Raw genomic sequence first — 16,049 nt, forward strand, 5'->3', positions numbered from 1 at the left:
GCTGGGTGGCGGTCGGGAGGGCGCCGTCCCCGTCCCGGTACCCGGTACCCGGAGCCCGTGTCCGGCGCCCGTCCCGCGCCCTCCGGCGTCTCAGCCCGGCAGCTTCCAACGGCCGCCCTTCGCCGCCGCGATCAGCTCCGGCACCGTGCCGAACTTGACCCGCGGTCGCCCGCCGTCGCGGCCACGCGCCAGCTCCGCCCTGTCGATCGCGGCCAGCCCCTTGGCGTCGACGACATGGCGGCTGCGGCTCCGGGCCAGCCGGAGGAACGCCCTGGGCGCGGGCACCGGTGCGGGCAGGGCGCCGGCCACGGCATCCTCCAGAAGTGTGCCGACGGTCTCGGCGGCGCAGGCGCGGTTGGCCCCGATGCCGCCCGAGGGCCCGCGCTTGATCCAGCCGACGACGTATGTCCCGGGCATCCCCGTCACCCGGCCGCCCTCGTGCGGGACGGTACCGGTCGCCTCGTCGAAGGGCAGCCCCGCCACGGGTTCGCCGCGATAGCCGACCGCCCGCAGCAGGATGCCGGCCGGAAGGTCCAGCTCGCCCGGACCGCCCGTCACGCGCACGGCCCGTACGGCGTCGTCGCCGAGCACCTGGGCGGGGGCGGAGTGGAACCGGAGGACGATGCGCCGTCCCGCCCCGGGCGTGCGCGACCAGTCCACCGTCTCGCGGGTCACGCCGCGCAGCAGCCCGGCCTTCTCGCCCGCCGTGGCGCCGTCGATCGTGGCGGCGGTCCGCGGATCGTGGTCGTCGACCACGAGTTGCACGCCCGGCAGGTGCTTGAGGGCCAGCAACTCGGAGGCGCTGTACGCCGCGTGCTCCGGTCCGCGCCGGCCGAGCACGACCACCTCGCGCACCTTCGAGGCGCGCAGCGCCGCGAGCGCGTGATCCGCGATGTCCGTACCGGCCAGGGCCGCCGGATCCGCGACGAGGATACGGGCGACGTCGAGCGCGACATTGCCGTTGCCGGCCACGACCACCCGTTCCGAGGACAGGCCGACGGCGTCCGGTGCGACCTCGGGGTGGGAGTTGTACCAGGCCACGAACGCGGTCGCCGAGATGCTGCCGGGCAGTTCCTCGCCCGGGACGCCGAGGCGGCGGTCGGTGGAGGCGCCCACCGCGTAGATCACCGCGTCGTGGTGGGCGGCGAGCTCCGCCGCGGTGATGTCCTTGCCGATCTCCACCCCCAGGTGCATCCGTACCCGCGGGTGCGCGTGGAAGCGCGCGAAGGTGTCGCCCACCTTCTTCGTCGCGGGGTGGTCGGGCGCCACGCCGTACCGGACCAGCCCGCCGGCCACGGGCAGCCGGTCGACCAGGGTCACCTCGGCGTTGGTGTGCAGCAGGAGGTCCTCGGCGGCGTACATCCCGGCCGGGCCGGTGCCGACGACCGCGACGCGGATCGGCGCGAAGTCGGAGGGCAGACTGCGCTCGAAGGACGGCGCGTTCCAGTGGTGGAAGTTCGGTCCCGTGCTGTCCGGACCGGGCTCCTGCCCGGCGAAATACGCCTCGTTGATCGCGGCGTACCCGGCCTGCGGGGCGGGCAGGCCGTCCACCGGGAAAATGGCGTCGACCGGGCAGGCGTCCGCACAGGCACCGCAGTCGATACAGGTCTTCGGGTCGACGTACAGCATCTCCGTGCTGCCGAAGTCCCGCTCCTGCGGCGTCGGATGGATGCAGTTGACAGGGCACACGGCGACGCAGGTGGCATCGCTGCAGCAGGTCTGGGTGATGGCGTAGGTCATCTCGTCAGCTCGGGTCGCTCGGCTCGGATCAGATCAGGTTGGCGCGCTTGTAGAGGACCAGTGCGGGCCCGGTGAGCAGACGCGCCGAGGCCAGGAACTCCATGAGTCCCGAACAGCTGGACCGCATCAGGGACTTGTGGTGTTCGTTCGAACCGGCCTCGGCGAGGGCGCGCCGGGTGTCGAGCCCGGCGTTCTCGTAGACCTTGCGGTTCACCATGCTGGTCACGATGAAGTAGGACGCGACCGCGATCACGAACGCGTTGAGCTGCCGGCGCAGCGGGCCCGCGTGCCGGAGCCGTTTGCGGGTCTCGTCGCGGGCGAACTTCATGTGCCGTGATTCCTCCACGACATGGATGTTGTTGATGGTGCGGACGAACGGTGCGACCCGTTCGTCCCGCATCCAGTCCCGCTGCATGACGTCGAGCACTTCCTCGGCGACCAGGATCGCGGCGTACGCCGCCTCGCCGAACGCGAGGGTCTTGAACGCCCGGCCGAGTTCGACCACCGCGCGACGCGGCCGGTAGGCGGGGGCGCCCAGCTTCGCCGCCCCGCGGGCGAACATGATGGAGTGTCGGCACTCGTCGGCTATCTCCGTGAGGGCCCACTGGAAGCGCGGGTCGGTCGCGTCGGTCGTGTAGATGTCACGCAGCACCATCTGCTGGAGGATCATCTCGAACCAGATGCCGGTGCTGGCCACCGAGGCGGCCTCCTGCCGCGTCAGCTCCTTGCGCTGCGCGTCGGTCAGTTCGTTCCAGTACGCCGTGCCGTAGAGCGTGCTCCACTCCGGGCTCGCGCCGTGGAAGTCCTTGTCCAGCGGCGTGTCCCAGTCCACCTCGGTGACCGGGTCGTACGACAGCTTCGCCGACGAGTCGAGCAGCCGCCGGGCGACGTCCTGCTCGTCGAGCCGGTCCTGGTCCTCCGGCCGAAGGGTGCTGCTTGCCATGGTGCGGCTCCTCGATTCGACAGATCGACTCGACGCCGGCCGACCGCGATCCCCATCCCCTGCCCGTTCGACGGGTACTCGGCTGCCGGGCGTCTCCATCGCTTGTTAGACGTGGTGTCTAGCAAGCTGTTGGACGGAACGTATAGCAAGAGTGGTGTGCGGGCCTACCCCTCGTGACGAATCCGCGCGATCGATCATCGGCCCGACGGGCGGGCGGGCATCCGTGGCGGCCCGCGATCCGCATCTCGGGGCACCGCGCCGTTCCGGTCCCTCCGTCCGTCCCACCCGTCGCCGAAGGCCCCGCGGCACTGCTCCACGTCCCTGCCGGCGCCCCCCGACGAGCCCGACGCCGACACCCACCGGCCGGTGACGCCGGCGCTCCCGCGCGAGGAACGAGGCGGCCCGCCGCGCGCGGCTCCCTGGCCCCGCGGCCCGGGGAGCCGTTGCTGTACACGGCCCCCCCGGACCTTCTAGATTCGTGGATCGATCATTGTCCGAAGGCTGTTGGAGGCTCACGGTGGCCGAAGTGTTCGTGTTTCATCACGCCCAGGGGCTGACCCCCGGTGTGACCGCTTTCGCCGGCGTCCTGCGTGGCGAGGGGCACACCGTGCACACCCCCGACCTGTACGACGGCCACACCTTCGGCACTCTGGACGAGGGACTGGCGTACGCGGAGAAGACCGGCTTCGACGAACTGCTCGACCGGGGCGTCCGTGCCGTGACCGACGCGCCCGCGGAGCTGGTGTACATCGGGTTCTCCCTCGGCGTGCTGCCGGCCCAGCGACTGGCCCAGACCCGACCGGGCGCACGCGGCGCCGTGTTCGTCCACTCCTGCGTCCCGAGCTCGGCCTTCGGGACGTGGCCGGCACGGCTCCCGGTACGCATCCACGCCATGGAGGCGGACCGCCTGTTCACCGACGAGGGCGACGCGGACGCGGCCCGCGCCCTCGTCGACGAGGCGGCCGACGCCGAACTTCACCTCTACCCCGGCGACCGGCACCTGTTCGCCGACAACTCCCTGCCGTCCTACGACGCCGCGGCCACCGCACTTCTCCTCGACCGCACGCTGACGTTCCTCCGCTCCCGGGACACCGACGACCGCGCCGCGTGACACGGTGGTCGAGCAGAGCCGGGACCGTGTTGCCGGCCCCGGCCCGGATCAGGGCGGAGGATCGCTCAACTGCGCTTCAGAGAAAGGGCCGTGCTCTCCCACTCGTCGAACATGGCCAGGCTCGTGAGCATGGCCTGGAAAGAGGCACCGATCTTCCGGCTCGGCCTGCGCAGCTGCCGGCTGGCCATACCGAGCATCTGGATCAGGGGCTCGACCTCGCGGACGCTGCCCGCCGCCTGCCGGACCTCCTGGGCCGTCCCGATCACCTGGTCCAGCAGCTCGTCCACCTCGTCCGTCCACTCGTGGCGAGGGGTGTCCCGAGCCCACTGGAGGAAGGCGCTCATGGCATCGGCGGCGATGTTCATCCGTTCGACGAACCGCCCCGATGCCGCTTCCAGGTCGTCGGACGGGCCTTCGATGGCCTTGGCGAAGCGGTTGAGGGCAGCCAGCCGGGCGCTCGTCGGGGTTCCCGGCAGATTGGCGCGGAGCATCTCCTCGTTGAGCAACTCGCCCATGGCGGCGAGGTCCAGGAGCGCCGCGTCCACCTCGGCCATGTCGCCCACGATCGCCTCCATCGCCGCCTCGGCGTCGGCCACCCGGTCCCAGAAGCCCGGGTCCTCGTCCTGCGCGGTGAACGGGACCGGGCCGTCCGCGGCCTCTGCGCCGGCCGTGCCCGTCGCCCCGGGGAGCGAAACGCGTGCGGGCGGCAGGAGAGGGCCCGCTCCGAAGAGCCCCTCCGCGAGCGTCGTGGCCAGCACCTGCCGTGCCTCGGCCGAACCGAGCGGCAGAGCCGGGTATTCGACGGTCGGGAACGCACCGGAGACGAAGGGCGCCGTGCCCGCCTCGCAGAGGTGCACGGTGCGCCGGCCGGTGGTGTGCCGGATACCGAGGCCGTAGACGAGCTCGGGGCTGCCCCCGGTGACGTCGGCGATGACGATGTCGTCGTCGACGAGATGCCGGAGCGACCGCTCGGACAACGCGTCCGCGCCGGTTACCTCGTCGGCCCGGACCAGGGTCAGGCCGAACCGTTCGCAGACGGGCCGAACGACCTCCTCGTAGAAGACGGTGGAGCGCTGATCCATGTCATGGACGGTGCCGTCGGCGGCGACACGGGTACTGCCGGCCGGGCCGATCGCGAAGCATGTGGGCATGGCGGATTTCCTCCAGGGTTCTTGAACTGCCGGAACGGCGCGGGCCGGCCGAAACCGGCCGGCCCGTTGGAGCGGTGTCAGTCGAAGAGCGTCAGGGCCACGCCGTCCGCGAGGTCGTCGGCGTAGACGGGCCTCTCGTCGATGCCCAGCGCCTGCATGAGATTCACGGTGAGGACCCGGTGGCGGTGACCGACCCGGACGGTCTCGCACGGGAAGTCGCCGAGGCCGACCAGCCGGTACGCGGTGCCCATGCACATGCCGAACGCCCGGGCTGCCGTCCTGAGGTCCACGCTCACCGGGAGATCGAAGACCTCCCGGAAGGTCAGGGGCGTCTCGTCACGCTCGTTCATCCGCGCCTCCCCGCGCTTCGCACGGACAGCGTTCCGACCCGCCGCCCCCGCCGGAGACGACGGGCCTCGTCCACGGTGCCGGTCAGGCCCCACTCCTGCGCCAGGGCCCCGACCCGGACGCCCTCGACCCGGCCGGCCGGAACGGTGATCCGCAGGGGTGCGCGGAGGCCGGCCGGGCTCTCCGCACGTTCGAAATCCACCTGCCAGTGGCCGCTCGCCCCCTGGCGCGCCCCGGCGACCGCGTCCACATCCTCGACCGCGGTCTCGGCACGGGCCCGGCGCGCGGAGTTCCATGCCCGGGTGCACGCGGAGCGCAGCAGTACGGATCCGGGATCGGCGGTCTCCGGTCCCGCTCCCCGCAGCGCTTCGAGGCAGGCCGTGACCAGCTCGGCCTCCACGTCCTCACGGGCCGTGCCGAAGCGGTCCCTGATCCGGGACACGGTGCGGCGCATCCCGGGCAGGGCCAGCCACACCACACACAGCGGCCAGCCGGAACGGTCCGCATCGGCCTGCGCCAGCACAACCGCTTGGCGCCACAGCGAGGTTCGCACGGCGGGGTCCACCGAGCGGTCGTACAGGATCGGGCGCGCCCGCGCCGGGGAGAGCGAGGTCCCCGCGGCGCCGGAACCGTCGTCGAGCCACAGCCCGGGTGCGGTCCTTCTGCCGTTCAACTCCCGTTCGATGGAGTCGAACAGTCCGGGCCCAGAGGTTGATGCCATGGTCGTCCTCCTGATCAGTCGGTCTGCTGGGGCTGGTTCCTGCTGCGCCACTCGGTCAGGCAGCGTGCCGCGAGCTCCTTGCCGGGCATGGTGTCGCCGCCACGTTCGATCGACAGGAGCAGGCGCAGGAACCCGTGCTGCCTGGAGTCGACCAGCCGTACGAACAGCTCCTCCACGGCCGGATCCGGCCGCGACGTCTCGTCCGGGCCTTCGCACCAGGCGAGCAGCGTCTCTCTCATCGACGGGTACGACGCGGCCTCGTTGAGAGCCCGCACGGTGAGCTCCGCGACGTCCGGGGCCGTCGTTCCCCCGGCGAGCATCCGGCCGCCGAACCAGGCATGGTCGGAGCCGACCAGGCGGGGAAAGGTGAGGCAGGCAATCAGACCTGCCACGTCCTCGACCCGTGCCCAGGCGGCCAGATGACGCGTGATCGCCTCCCTCGTGGCCGATTCCCCCACCGCGAACCGCTGCATCAGCGTCTCCTCGACGGCCGCCGCCACCGAGATGTCCTCGGGGTCGTCACCTGCCCCGTTCACCACCCCGTGCAGCAACCTCAGGGCGTGTTCGGCCGCCACCCCGCCCGGGTCGCAGCGGCAGGCGTACGCCACCGCGGAGCGCAGCGCCGGATCGGGTGCGTCGCTCCACTCCTGCAGCAGGCCGTGCACCTTGTGAGCGACCCCGGGGTCGATCGCCGCCGTTCCGAGGGAGCGCGCCGCCACCTCGAACCCCGGTCCGCCGGTGGACAGGGCGAGTTCCTGGACGAGTCCGAGTGTCCGTCCTCCGGTGCGCACGACCATCCCCGCCACCGCACGACCCGCACGCTCGATCTCCTGCACCGCGGTCCCCGTCCCGCCCAGCCAGTCGTGCAGCAGTGGCAGCAGTTCGGTGTGCTCGCCGCACACCACATCCCACACGGCCTCACCGACCGCCGGCCAGAAGAACGCCACCGTCCCGGGCCCGTCCCCGGCGCCGTTCCCGGGTGCGCAGTGCGCTCCGACGTCGCGCAGGACGTCCCTGAGCGGACGCTGACGAACCAGGCGGAACTCCGGTTCGTTCATGGGTTCCCGGCGACCGTGGCCCACGGAACCGGTGTCCGGCGCCAGGTGTGCTGCCGCCAGCAGATCGGCGGCCCGCTCGACGACTACGTCGCGGTCCATCCCCCCGTACACGCAGACCGAGAAGAGGTGGGTCAGCAGCTCCGGATCGTGTTCCGCCCGCGCCAACAGCTCCTGGGCCTCCGCCGAGGCGAGGCAGGCCGACACCTCCTCGGCCGGCCGGGCCGCGCCCACGGCACCGGGCCGGCACACGGTCTCCGCCGCCCGTGCCGCATGCCCGGGCGGCAGCCCGGCGGGCAGGACCGAGGACAGGAAGTCCGGCCCGAGCGGCTCCAGAATCCGGGCACGGTCACGCGGGTCGGGGCAGCCGTCCGCGAAGTGGGCGGCGAAGACCTCGGCCGGGTCCGGCGGCCGGTGGCGTACGACCTGGCCGCCGAAGTCCCGCTCCAGGAACCGGGTCGGCCCCGGAACATCCGGAACCACGACGACCAGGTGCGCGTCCGCCGCTGCCAGCGCCGCCTCCAGGTCGGACAGCTCCCAGGGCCTGAGCGTGAACGGGGCGCCCGGCTTCATGACCAGGTAGCCGTGCACTCCGTGCGGCCGAGGGCGCCAGTGCGCCAGGTCCACCGCTCCGTCGATCTGGATCAGCGTCGGGTCTTCGTGCCGGTGGGCCAGCAGATTGAGCGCCAGCGTCAGCCGGCCCGTACCGGGTTCACCGACCAGGAAGAGGATGCCCGACTCCAGCGCGGCAAGACCTGCCGCGAAGGTCGCGGGCGGAACGAAACGGCGCCGGGCGACCTGAAGATCCTTCGCCCGCACCGGCCCCTGACGTACCGGTGTCCCCGGGCGGTCGAGGGGCGCGCCGGAGCTCGACACATTGCGCTGATCGCCCTGCACCACACCGGTGTTGACCGTGCCGTTCGGGGCCAGCACCAGCATCCCGCGGTCCCGGTCCAGTCCGGGGAGAAGGTCCTTGAGGGCGCGGTCCACGGAGCTGGTGTCAGACGTCATCGTCGGCTCCTCGGACGTAGTCACCGGACACGGAGATGTCGCTCACGTGCTGCCCGCCGTGGACACAACCGGTGTTGATGACGCCTCGCGGGGCACTCAGCGCGGTGTACGACCTCGCGGGCGCAGCCGGCTCGTCAGCGGTGGACCCGTCGTGGCGCAGGGACCGCAGCAGCTCGCCCAGCCGGCCGAGTTCCCCGGGAGTGGGCACGCAGCCCGCGGTGTGCAGCGCGTCGAGGACCGCTTCCACCGTGTGGTCGTCCTGGTCGGCCCCGCCGGTCCGGCCGGGCGGCGGATGGATGATTCCGAGGTCCGCCGGCACATCGGCTCGCCGTGCACGACGAGTGCCACTCACGTTCTTCCCGTGTTCTCGCATGGCTCCCTCCGGGAGAGGGCCGGTCGGGCCGAACGGCCGCCGGCATTTTCCTTGGCGATCCGAGAATTCCGCGCCGCAGGGCCGGTATCCGCTCCCGCAGTGCAGAAGGAAGATGTCGGTCATCACATTCCGAACATTCGAACCACCGATCGGCGACGGGGTTCTCCGCAGCGGCCTTAAAGGGTCCGGGAGCAGGAATTGAGTCCGGAATGTCATGGGTGATCCATAATCGAAAAGAGGTTGTGTCATGACGGGTGGATTAATCGACGGAAAGGGGAATCGGATATTCCGCATCGGGCGCGGACGCAATCCTCTAATGTGATCGCATGAGCGAAGAGAAGCGCATTTCGCCGGCTCGGGTCCTGCGTGAACTCGTGCCCGCGCCGGCATGGGAGGGGCTGGCGGGCTTCCCGCGACGCCGGCACGAGGCGGGCGCGGTCCTGTTGCATCAGGGCGAGCCCGGTTCACATGCACTTGCACTGATACAGGGCATCGTGAAAGTGGTTCGCGGGGACCTCGACGGCAGGGACCGGCTGCTCGCCTTCCGGGGGCCGGGGGAGGTGCTGGGGGAGATGGCGGTGCGGGACGGCGGCGTACGGCTTGCCCATGTTCGAGCTGTTAGCAAGTGTGAAGTCTCGGTGATCCCCGCGAGCGCCTTCCGGGGCTTCGTCAAGCAGCACGGCCTGGCGGATCAGCTTTTCCTGCATGCGGTGAGCCGACTGCGCGAGCAGACCCAGGCGTGCGAGGGAGAAATCGATCAGCGGCTCGCGGCAACGCTGCTCCGGCTGATCGAGATCTCCGGATCCTGCGCGTTTTCATTGACCAGGGAAGAGCTGGCGCAACACCTGGGAGTCGGCCGGAATTCCGTCACCAGGGTGCTGGAACGGTTCGGGCCCCATCGGGTGCGGTTCGGAAGGACGCACATCGAAGTCCTGGACAAGACGTACCTGCGCCGATTGCTCAACCATTCGGACGGCATCTGAGCGGCGGCGACTGTGGCGTGGATCACCGTTCTTCCGCACTGCGGGAGCGGAGCTCTCCCCGTCGCCCTGTGACGCTCACAGGGCGCAGAGACGAAGCGCCGATTGCCCGTCCGGGCCGATGCGGGCCCGGACGGAACCTCGCAGAGGAGTGACGATGCACGAACAACAGACCGCACTGCCCACGGCCACCGCGGCGCCCTACAGCCGCAGCCGTCCGCTGCCCCCGTGCCGGGGAATCATCGCTGTGGACGCCAAGGACTTCACCGGCCTCCCCGCGATCGAGCACGAGGCCGTCAGCCGGGCGGTGCCCGACCTGCTCAGGGCCTCCTTGGAGCGGGCGGGACTGGCCGAGCTGTGGACCGAACGCAGGTTCCCCGCTTCCACCGGTGACGGCTATGTCCTCGGGTTCGACCCGTCGTTGATGCCCTTCGTCATCCATCCGTGGCTGCTCACGCTCCAGGAAGTGCTGACCGAGATCAACATTCACGCCCTCGGGGCCCTGCCGATCCGGCTCCGGGTCAGCCTCCACATCGGTCCGCTCCCGGACACCGGAGACGAGTTCGGAGGCAACGGGACGGTCCGCAACGACACGCATCGCCTGCTCGACTCCCGCCCGGTGAAAGCCGTACTGGCGTCCTCCAGGGAGAACGTCACTCAGGTGGCGGCCATTCTGTCGGACCGCTGCTACCAGGATGCGGTCGCCAGTGGGTACACGGGCCGTCATCCGGACCACTTCATCGAAGTGCCGGCAACGGTCGAGGGCAAGCGGTTCGCGCAGCGGGCCTGGATCCATGTGCCGACTCCCTCCGGTCCGCTGCACGATCCGCACACCTCCGGCGACGCCGCGGACAAGGGCCCCGGCGTCGCCCGCGGACCGGAGGGAGGAGAACGGGGTCACGGATCAGAAGGCGGCCGGGTGACGAACAGGGCCCCGAACGGAAACATCAACACCGGTACGGTGCACGGCAGTCAGCGGGTCACGGTGACCCGGCACAGGAGGGACACCTGACGCCGGGGAACGGTCCCCTCACGCGTCCGGCACCCAGCTCCCGTGGAAGCCGAGGGGCACACGTCCCGGCAGGTGGACGCGGGCCAGGGGGCGGGCGGTGAAGTCCTGCGCGGAGAGGATGACCAGATCGCTCGCGCCGCGGTCGGGGTTGTGCACATAGGCGAGCAGGTAGCCGTCGTCCTCGTCGCGGGCCCCGCGGCGCGGCACGAACACCGGCTCGCCGGCCGCCGCGCCGTCCGGGAAGCGGTGCACCTGGCGGCTGCCGCGCAGCATGTCGTGCTTGACCAGGCAGTTGGTGAACTTCTCGTCCGGCGGCACCCCGTCCACCGTCTCGTAGGCGCGCCACATCTCCGCCGCGCTCGCCGTGTACGCGAAACGGTGCCGCCGCGACACCAGGGCCTCGTTGACGCGCGGGAACTCCTGCGGCAGGTCGTCGACGCGGGTGCGGCGGACGCGGCCCGCGCGCAGGTCGATGGTCCAGCGGTCGAGCACCGGGGTGCCGGTCGCGGAGGGGCCGCCGTTGCCCCGGCCCGCGGCGTAGAACGGTGCGGGCATGGTGATGAGCTCCATGACGACGGTGTCGCCCTGGTCATAGGCGTTGAGCGTGTGCGAGTAGTACACCGGGTCGATCTCGAACCAGCGGGTGGTGCCGCCGGCCCGGGGCATCACCCCCACCCGCATCGGGTGCTTCGGGTTCCAGATGTACGGCACGAGCGCGCCCGCCTCGGCGGCCGCCATGTCGAAGGTGATCGGCACATCGACGACCACCACGTACTTCTCGGTGAGAGCGAAGTCGTGCATCATCGGGGCGTCCGCCACCGGGATCCTGCTGGTCCGCGCCACCCGTCCGGTCCGGTCGATCACCAGGTGCCGTACGTGGTCCCAGGTCGGGTAGTACGCCACCGCGTGCAGCTCGTCCGCCGTCACGTCGTACTTGGTGTGCGCGGTGAACGCGCCCTTCAGCGTGGAACGGAAGTCGTACGGGCGCACCGTGTTCAGCTCGCCGTCCAGTTCGTACGGCAGCGGCCCGCTCTCCTGGAGGGCCAGGATGCGTCCCTTGTACGGGATGACGTGCGTGTTGCAGGGGAAGTCGTCCGGGGGCACCTCGCCCGGGTACGGCTCACCCAGTTTCCGTGCCACCTGCGAGGAGCGCACCCACCGGTTGCGGTACCACTCGGCGCGCCCGCCGCGCAGCCGCACCCCGTGCACCATGCCGTCGCCGAGCATCCAGTGGTGGGCCCGCGGGTCCTCAAGCCCCAGCACATTGGGGCCGGTACGCAGACAGCGCCCGTCCAGGTCGTGCGGCACCCGGCCGGTGACTTCGAGGCCGAACGCGGTGAGCTCCTCCGTGACCGGCGCGAACGCGCCCTCCAGGAAGGGGTGCGACTCGCCGCTCCCGGCCGCCGTACCGAGGGTGGCGGCCTGCGCCTCGGTGGCCGAGTGGCCGAGGCCGTAACCTCCGACGACACTGCCGGCCGCCGCGAGCGCCGCTCCCTGGAGGATCCTTCGGCGTGTGTGACTGCTCATCGCTCTTCCCCGTCCGTGATCGGTGCCGGCGGTCCTCACCGGTGCTGGGAAAGAGTCTGCTGCGCCGTCGGTGCCGCGTCAGTCGGCCTGGGCCGCCAGGTCCACGGCGACCAGACGCGCCTCCAGCGGCGCGGGGGCCGCGCCCGGCTCGGGCGTCATCATGAAGCGTCCCTGGTAGTGGCCGTGGACGGTGGCCCTCAGCTCGATCTCGCCGTCCGGCCAGCCCTGCCGGTCCACGTCCCAGATCCAGCCCGGCACGTACACGCTGCCGTCCGGGTCGAGGCGCGGCGGACGCCCGATGAGTGCCCCGTACTCGAAGCGGCACGCGCGCAGCTCCAGCACCTCGACCAGTTCCTGCCGGACGCGGTGGACCACATCGTCGGCGGAGCTGCTCGACCTGGCCATCCGCGTCGTACCGTGCAGCCGCTCCAGGTGGGAGGCGTCCGTGACCGCGACCCGTTCGAGAGTCCGGGCCCGTGCGGCCAGCTGGGACACGATCAGCCCGACGGCCAGGAGCAGCACGGCGGTCTCGATGTCGGCCCGGCCCTGGATGTGGAAGCTCTGGTACGGCTCGGTGTGGAAGAAGTCGAACCAGGCGGCGGCGGACAGCGCGGCGACGGCGCCCGCGAGGCGGCTCCCGAGTGCCGCGACGGCCACGACCGCGACGACCAGGAGCAGCGCGGCATTCGTGTGGGTCACGCTCGTACGGAAGGGGACCAGCGCCAGCGCCATCAGCAGCGGGGCCAGCACCCCGGCCAGCACGGCGGCGGTGACCCGCGGGCCAGATCTCATGACACACCTCGCAGGGCTCGGCGGAGCCTCCCTGCCTTCCAGCGTGCGTCCGGAGCGGCCGGGGCGGTACCGGTGGGCGGGGAACTTGACGACTCACTGATGCCGGGCCCGGCGCACACACGGGGCAGACCACCGCCGGTGGCCGCCGTCAGCGCCGGTCTCCGCCGGCGCCCTCCCGGCCGTCCCCCCGACCGAGCAGGTTGTGCGCCGTGAACCCGAGCAGTCTGCGCGCGGCCGAGGTGTCGACCGGCGCCGTGCGACCCGGGATCGGGCACCGTAGCTCGGTGGTGGGGTGGTAGCGGCGCAGCAGTTCCTCCGTCGGGTAGGGCACGATGATCTCCGGGGCGCAGAGATGTACCGTGTGCGCCGCACTGCCGGGCACGTCCAGTGCCAGCAGTGCGGCCCTCGCCGCGTCGTGGACCTCCAGGTACGTCCACAGCTCCCTTGCCCCCGCGGCCGGGTCCGCCGTGAGCCGGGCGGCGTGCGCGTTCAGCCGTTCCTCGAAGCCGCCCACGTACGGATATCGCAGGCACACCACACTCATCCCGTGCCGCCGCGCCATCATCTGCGCCGTCAGCTCGTCGACCTGCTTGGAGAGGCCGTAGGGATCGGCCACCTGGGAGGCCATCGCCTCGTCGACCGGCGCGTACGGCGGATGCGGATCCTCGGCGGCCGTCCAGGGCAGGCCCGTGACCCCCCAGGAACTCGCCACCGCCGCATGCCGGATCCCGGCCCGGCCGGCCTCCTCCAGGACGGTGAAGGTGGAGAGGCTGTTGCCCGCGAAGACCTCGAACGCGGTGTTGCGCGCGGGAGTCGGGATCGCCGCCAGATGGATGACCGCGTCGGCGCCCTCCAGAGCCGCCCGCACGGTCTTCGCGTCGGCGGCGTCACCGGTCACGACCAGGCGCGCCGCGAGATCACCGGGGTCGTCGAGGACCAGGGCGTTCACTTCGATCCCGCGCTCGGCGAGCAGCGCGAGGACCGCTCGCCCGATCCGTCCGGCGGCCCCGGTGACCATCGCTCTTGCGGCCATCCAGTCACTCTCCTGCGTCGGTGCTTCTACTCGTAGGCGCGGACGGCGACGATGTGCGCCGCCGCTGCCCCGTTGGTGGCTTCGACGACTACCCGGATCGCCGATGTAGTGACCGGCTCCGCCGGTGTGTGCGTCTGGCGCCGTCGCCGATTCTGCGTCGCACGGGCGATGACGCGCCAGGTGCCGTCGGTGTCCAGTGCCTCGACGCGGTAGTCGCGAAGGAGGGTGGGGAGGATGTCGAAGGGCGTGCGGTGGTGGTGCAGGTTGATCAGGTCCTCGTTGACGTCGTCGTCGGCGACGACCTCGATCCGGCCCAGGGTGACCGGCTGGGGCCAGGCCAGCTCCAGCCAGGGGCACGGGGCGTCCGCCAGTGGTGCGGAGACCCACATGTGCGGTCCCGCGTACGGGCGGGCGTAGCCGTCGACGACCCTGGTGGGGGAGTAGGCCGCGGTCTCTCCCGTGCGGAAGCAGAATGTGCGGCGCAGCAGACCCGTGTCCGTCCACTCGCGCAGCGGCTGCGGCGATTCGTCCGACGGGCGCAGCGGGACGCGGGTGAGGCACAGGACGCCGGGGGTCGGACGGTCGGAGCGGTGCAGGGCGAGGGCGTCGTTGGCGCGGACGACCAGGAAGGCGTTGCGCGGGGTTTCGGGAGACCAGTCCAGGCCCGTCTTGAGCCACTGCCGGGCACCGGCGGCGACGGGCAGGGTGGTGGAGGCGACGAGGCGGCGCGGCACGTAGTTCTGGCCGAGTTCGGGGTCGTACAGCTCGATCACGATCTCGGTGTCGCGGTCGGCGTCGACGAGCAGCTCCACCCCGGAGAGGTCCGGGTCCGCGGGGAGGACGAGTCCGGCGTCCGCCGCGAGCGGCCACAGCTCGTCGGAGTCCTCGACCGCCAGGCAGCCCAAGGCGGACGACGCGGTGGCCGTCGCCCGCAGCGCCAGGTCCTCCGGGTCCGTCGAGGCGAGGCCGATGAGCGAGGCGTCCTGGCGCAGCAGCGCCCTGTGCAGTTCGGGTACGGGGAGTTCGCGCGGGGTGACCTCCCCGGTGGCGCAGAGCGCGGCGGCGGTGCCGGCCGCCTGGCCGATCGTGGCGCAGGTCGCCATGACGCGGGTCGAGCCGAAGGCGACGTGGCTGGCGGAGATGTTGCGTCCGGCGAACAGCAGGTTCGTCGTGTTCACCGAGTACAGGCTGCGGTAGGGGATGTGGTAGATCCCGTCCGCGTAGCGCTGCTTGGCGCCGCCCTCGTCGGCGTACATGCCCTTGGGCGGATGCAGGTCGATGGACCAGCCGCCGAACGCGACCCGGTCGTCGAACTCGGTCTGGCCGAGGATGTCGCCCTGGTGCAGGACGTAGTCGCCGAGGAAGCGCCGGTACTCGCGCTTGCCGGGCACCGAACCCACCCACTCCAGCGTCATGTTCGCCGCGTCGAACTCGCCGGAGTTCTTGATGTGGTCCCAGATGCCGTGGATCACCGCCCACAGCTCGTCGCGGATGCGTTCGTTGTCGTGGACGGTGTCGAGCTCGCCGCCGAACTCGATCCACCAGTACGCGCAGCCGTTGTCACCGGACTTGATGACGCGGCGCTGCGGGATGGAGGTCTCGGCGATGTTCTTGGCGAAGTCCGGCGGCACGAACTTGACCGGGTGGCCGGCATCCTTCGTGTAGAACAGGAGAGTCGATCCCAGCGTGATGTCGTCGGCCGCCTCCGGAGCCCATGACTCGCCGTACTCGGCGCGGGATTCCCGGCCGATGCGGTGGTGGGCGCCCGCCAGGTGGCCGATCAGGCCGTCCCCCGTGCAGTCGAGGAAGAGGCGGCTCTCGAACCGTATCCGCCGCTCCGAGCCCATCATCCAGCCGGTGACCGAGGTGATTCGCCGGGCCTCGTCTGGACCTTCGGCGTCGACCTCGCGCACGTCGGTGTTGAGGTAGAGCGTGATGCCGGGCTCGGCGCGCACCGCGTCCAGGACCACGGCGTCCCAGTAGTAGGGGTTCCCGTCCGGGTTGCGGAACTGGTTCTCCACGAGCAACTCGCCCATGATGCCGCCCTCACGGGCATGGTGATTCTTGCCGTGGCCGGTCGCTCCGCACACCCAGACCCGGACCTCGCTGCTCGCGTTGCCGCCGAGCACCGGCCGGTTGTTGACGAGTGCCACGGTACGGCCCAGCCGGGCGGCGGCGATCGCCGCGCAGACCCCGGCCAGGCCGCCGCCGACGACGGTGATGTCGTGCCGTGCGGTTTCGTTCCTCATGTC

General features: G+C 71.4%; 14 protein-coding genes. 3 read left to right on the forward strand and 11 right to left on the reverse strand.

Translation table 11 applies throughout. The features are described 5' to 3' along the window. Positions 1–90 precede the first annotated feature (90 nt). Together AADR41_RS16870 and AADR41_RS16875 are read right to left on the reverse strand one after the other, a co-directional pair. Positions 91–1,740 carry an FAD-dependent oxidoreductase gene (locus tag AADR41_RS16870; RefSeq protein ID WP_342282221.1) on the reverse strand — a complete coding sequence of 550 codons (1,650 nt, stop codon included), beginning with the start codon at positions 1,738–1,740 and terminating at the stop codon, positions 91–93. 28 nt (positions 1,741–1,768) lie between these two features. Further along, complete coding sequence (locus AADR41_RS16875; RefSeq protein ID WP_342282222.1) at positions 1,769–2,683, reverse strand: AurF N-oxygenase family protein; 915 nt, start codon at positions 2,681–2,683, stop codon at positions 1,769–1,771. A 517-nt stretch (positions 2,684–3,200) separates the two neighbouring features. Here AADR41_RS16875 and AADR41_RS16880 point away from each other — a divergent pair. Continuing rightward, positions 3,201–3,794 (forward strand): dienelactone hydrolase family protein, encoded by a 594-nt coding sequence (locus tag AADR41_RS16880; protein WP_342282223.1) that lies wholly within the window; start codon positions 3,201–3,203, stop codon positions 3,792–3,794. Between the two features lie 65 nt (positions 3,795–3,859). Here AADR41_RS16880 and AADR41_RS16885 read toward each other — a convergent pair whose 3' ends face one another. The 5 genes from AADR41_RS16885 to AADR41_RS16905 all read right to left on the reverse strand — a co-directional run bounded on the left by AADR41_RS16885 (position 3,860) and on the right by AADR41_RS16905 (position 8,399). Beyond that, positions 3,860–4,945 carry a hypothetical protein gene (locus tag AADR41_RS16885; RefSeq protein WP_342282224.1) on the reverse strand — a complete coding sequence of 362 codons (1,086 nt, stop codon included), beginning with the start codon at positions 4,943–4,945 and terminating at the stop codon, positions 3,860–3,862. A 77-nt stretch (positions 4,946–5,022) separates the two neighbouring features. Then, on the reverse strand, positions 5,023–5,295 hold the full coding sequence (locus AADR41_RS16890; RefSeq protein WP_342282225.1) for a DNA-binding protein: 273 nt from the start codon (positions 5,293–5,295) through the stop codon (positions 5,023–5,025). After that, on the reverse strand, positions 5,292–6,014 hold the full coding sequence (locus tag AADR41_RS16895) for a hypothetical protein (protein ID WP_342282226.1): 723 nt from the start codon (positions 6,012–6,014) through the stop codon (positions 5,292–5,294). Before AADR41_RS16895 ends, AADR41_RS16890 begins: the two co-directional genes overlap by 4 nt. 14 nt (positions 6,015–6,028) lie before the next feature. Beyond that, positions 6,029–8,080, reverse strand: coding sequence for a hypothetical protein (locus AADR41_RS16900; RefSeq protein ID WP_342282227.1), 2,052 nt, complete (start codon positions 8,078–8,080; stop codon positions 6,029–6,031). Then, positions 8,070–8,399: a hypothetical protein gene (locus AADR41_RS16905; protein WP_342282228.1), complete on the reverse strand. Its 330-nt coding sequence runs from the start codon at positions 8,397–8,399 to the stop codon at positions 8,070–8,072. The genes AADR41_RS16900 and AADR41_RS16905 overlap by 11 nt, the downstream gene beginning before the upstream one ends. Before the next feature lie 380 nt (positions 8,400–8,779). On the opposite strand from AADR41_RS16905, the gene AADR41_RS16910 reads away from it, so the two are divergent. After that, on the forward strand, positions 8,780–9,436 hold the full coding sequence (locus tag AADR41_RS16910; RefSeq protein WP_342282229.1) for a Crp/Fnr family transcriptional regulator: 657 nt from the start codon (positions 8,780–8,782) through the stop codon (positions 9,434–9,436). A gap of 154 nt (positions 9,437–9,590) precedes the next feature. Further along, positions 9,591–10,445 carry a hypothetical protein gene (locus tag AADR41_RS16915; RefSeq protein WP_342282230.1) on the forward strand — a complete coding sequence of 285 codons (855 nt, stop codon included), beginning with the start codon at positions 9,591–9,593 and terminating at the stop codon, positions 10,443–10,445. An 18-nt stretch (positions 10,446–10,463) separates the two neighbouring features. Here AADR41_RS16915 and AADR41_RS16920 read toward each other — a convergent pair whose 3' ends face one another. From AADR41_RS16920 to AADR41_RS16935, 4 genes are all read right to left on the reverse strand, one after another. Next, positions 10,464–11,972 (reverse strand): carotenoid oxygenase family protein, encoded by a 1,509-nt coding sequence (locus AADR41_RS16920; RefSeq protein WP_342282231.1) that lies wholly within the window; start codon positions 11,970–11,972, stop codon positions 10,464–10,466. 78 nt (positions 11,973–12,050) lie between these two features. Continuing rightward, complete coding sequence (locus AADR41_RS16925; protein WP_342282232.1) at positions 12,051–12,764, reverse strand: DUF4118 domain-containing protein; 714 nt, start codon at positions 12,762–12,764, stop codon at positions 12,051–12,053. 148 nt (positions 12,765–12,912) lie between these two features. Beyond that, positions 12,913–13,797 (reverse strand): NAD-dependent epimerase/dehydratase family protein, encoded by an 885-nt coding sequence (locus AADR41_RS16930; protein ID WP_342282233.1) that lies wholly within the window; start codon positions 13,795–13,797, stop codon positions 12,913–12,915. A gap of 26 nt (positions 13,798–13,823) precedes the next feature. After that, entirely contained in the window at positions 13,824–16,046 is a 2,223-nt protein-coding gene (locus tag AADR41_RS16935; protein ID WP_342282234.1) for an FAD-dependent oxidoreductase, read from the reverse strand. Positions 16,047–16,049 lie beyond the last annotated feature (3 nt).

Source organism: Streptomyces sp. CLV115 (genome assembly GCF_038448545.1).
Taxonomy (GTDB): domain Bacteria; phylum Actinomycetota; class Actinomycetes; order Streptomycetales; family Streptomycetaceae; genus Streptomyces; species Streptomyces sanglieri.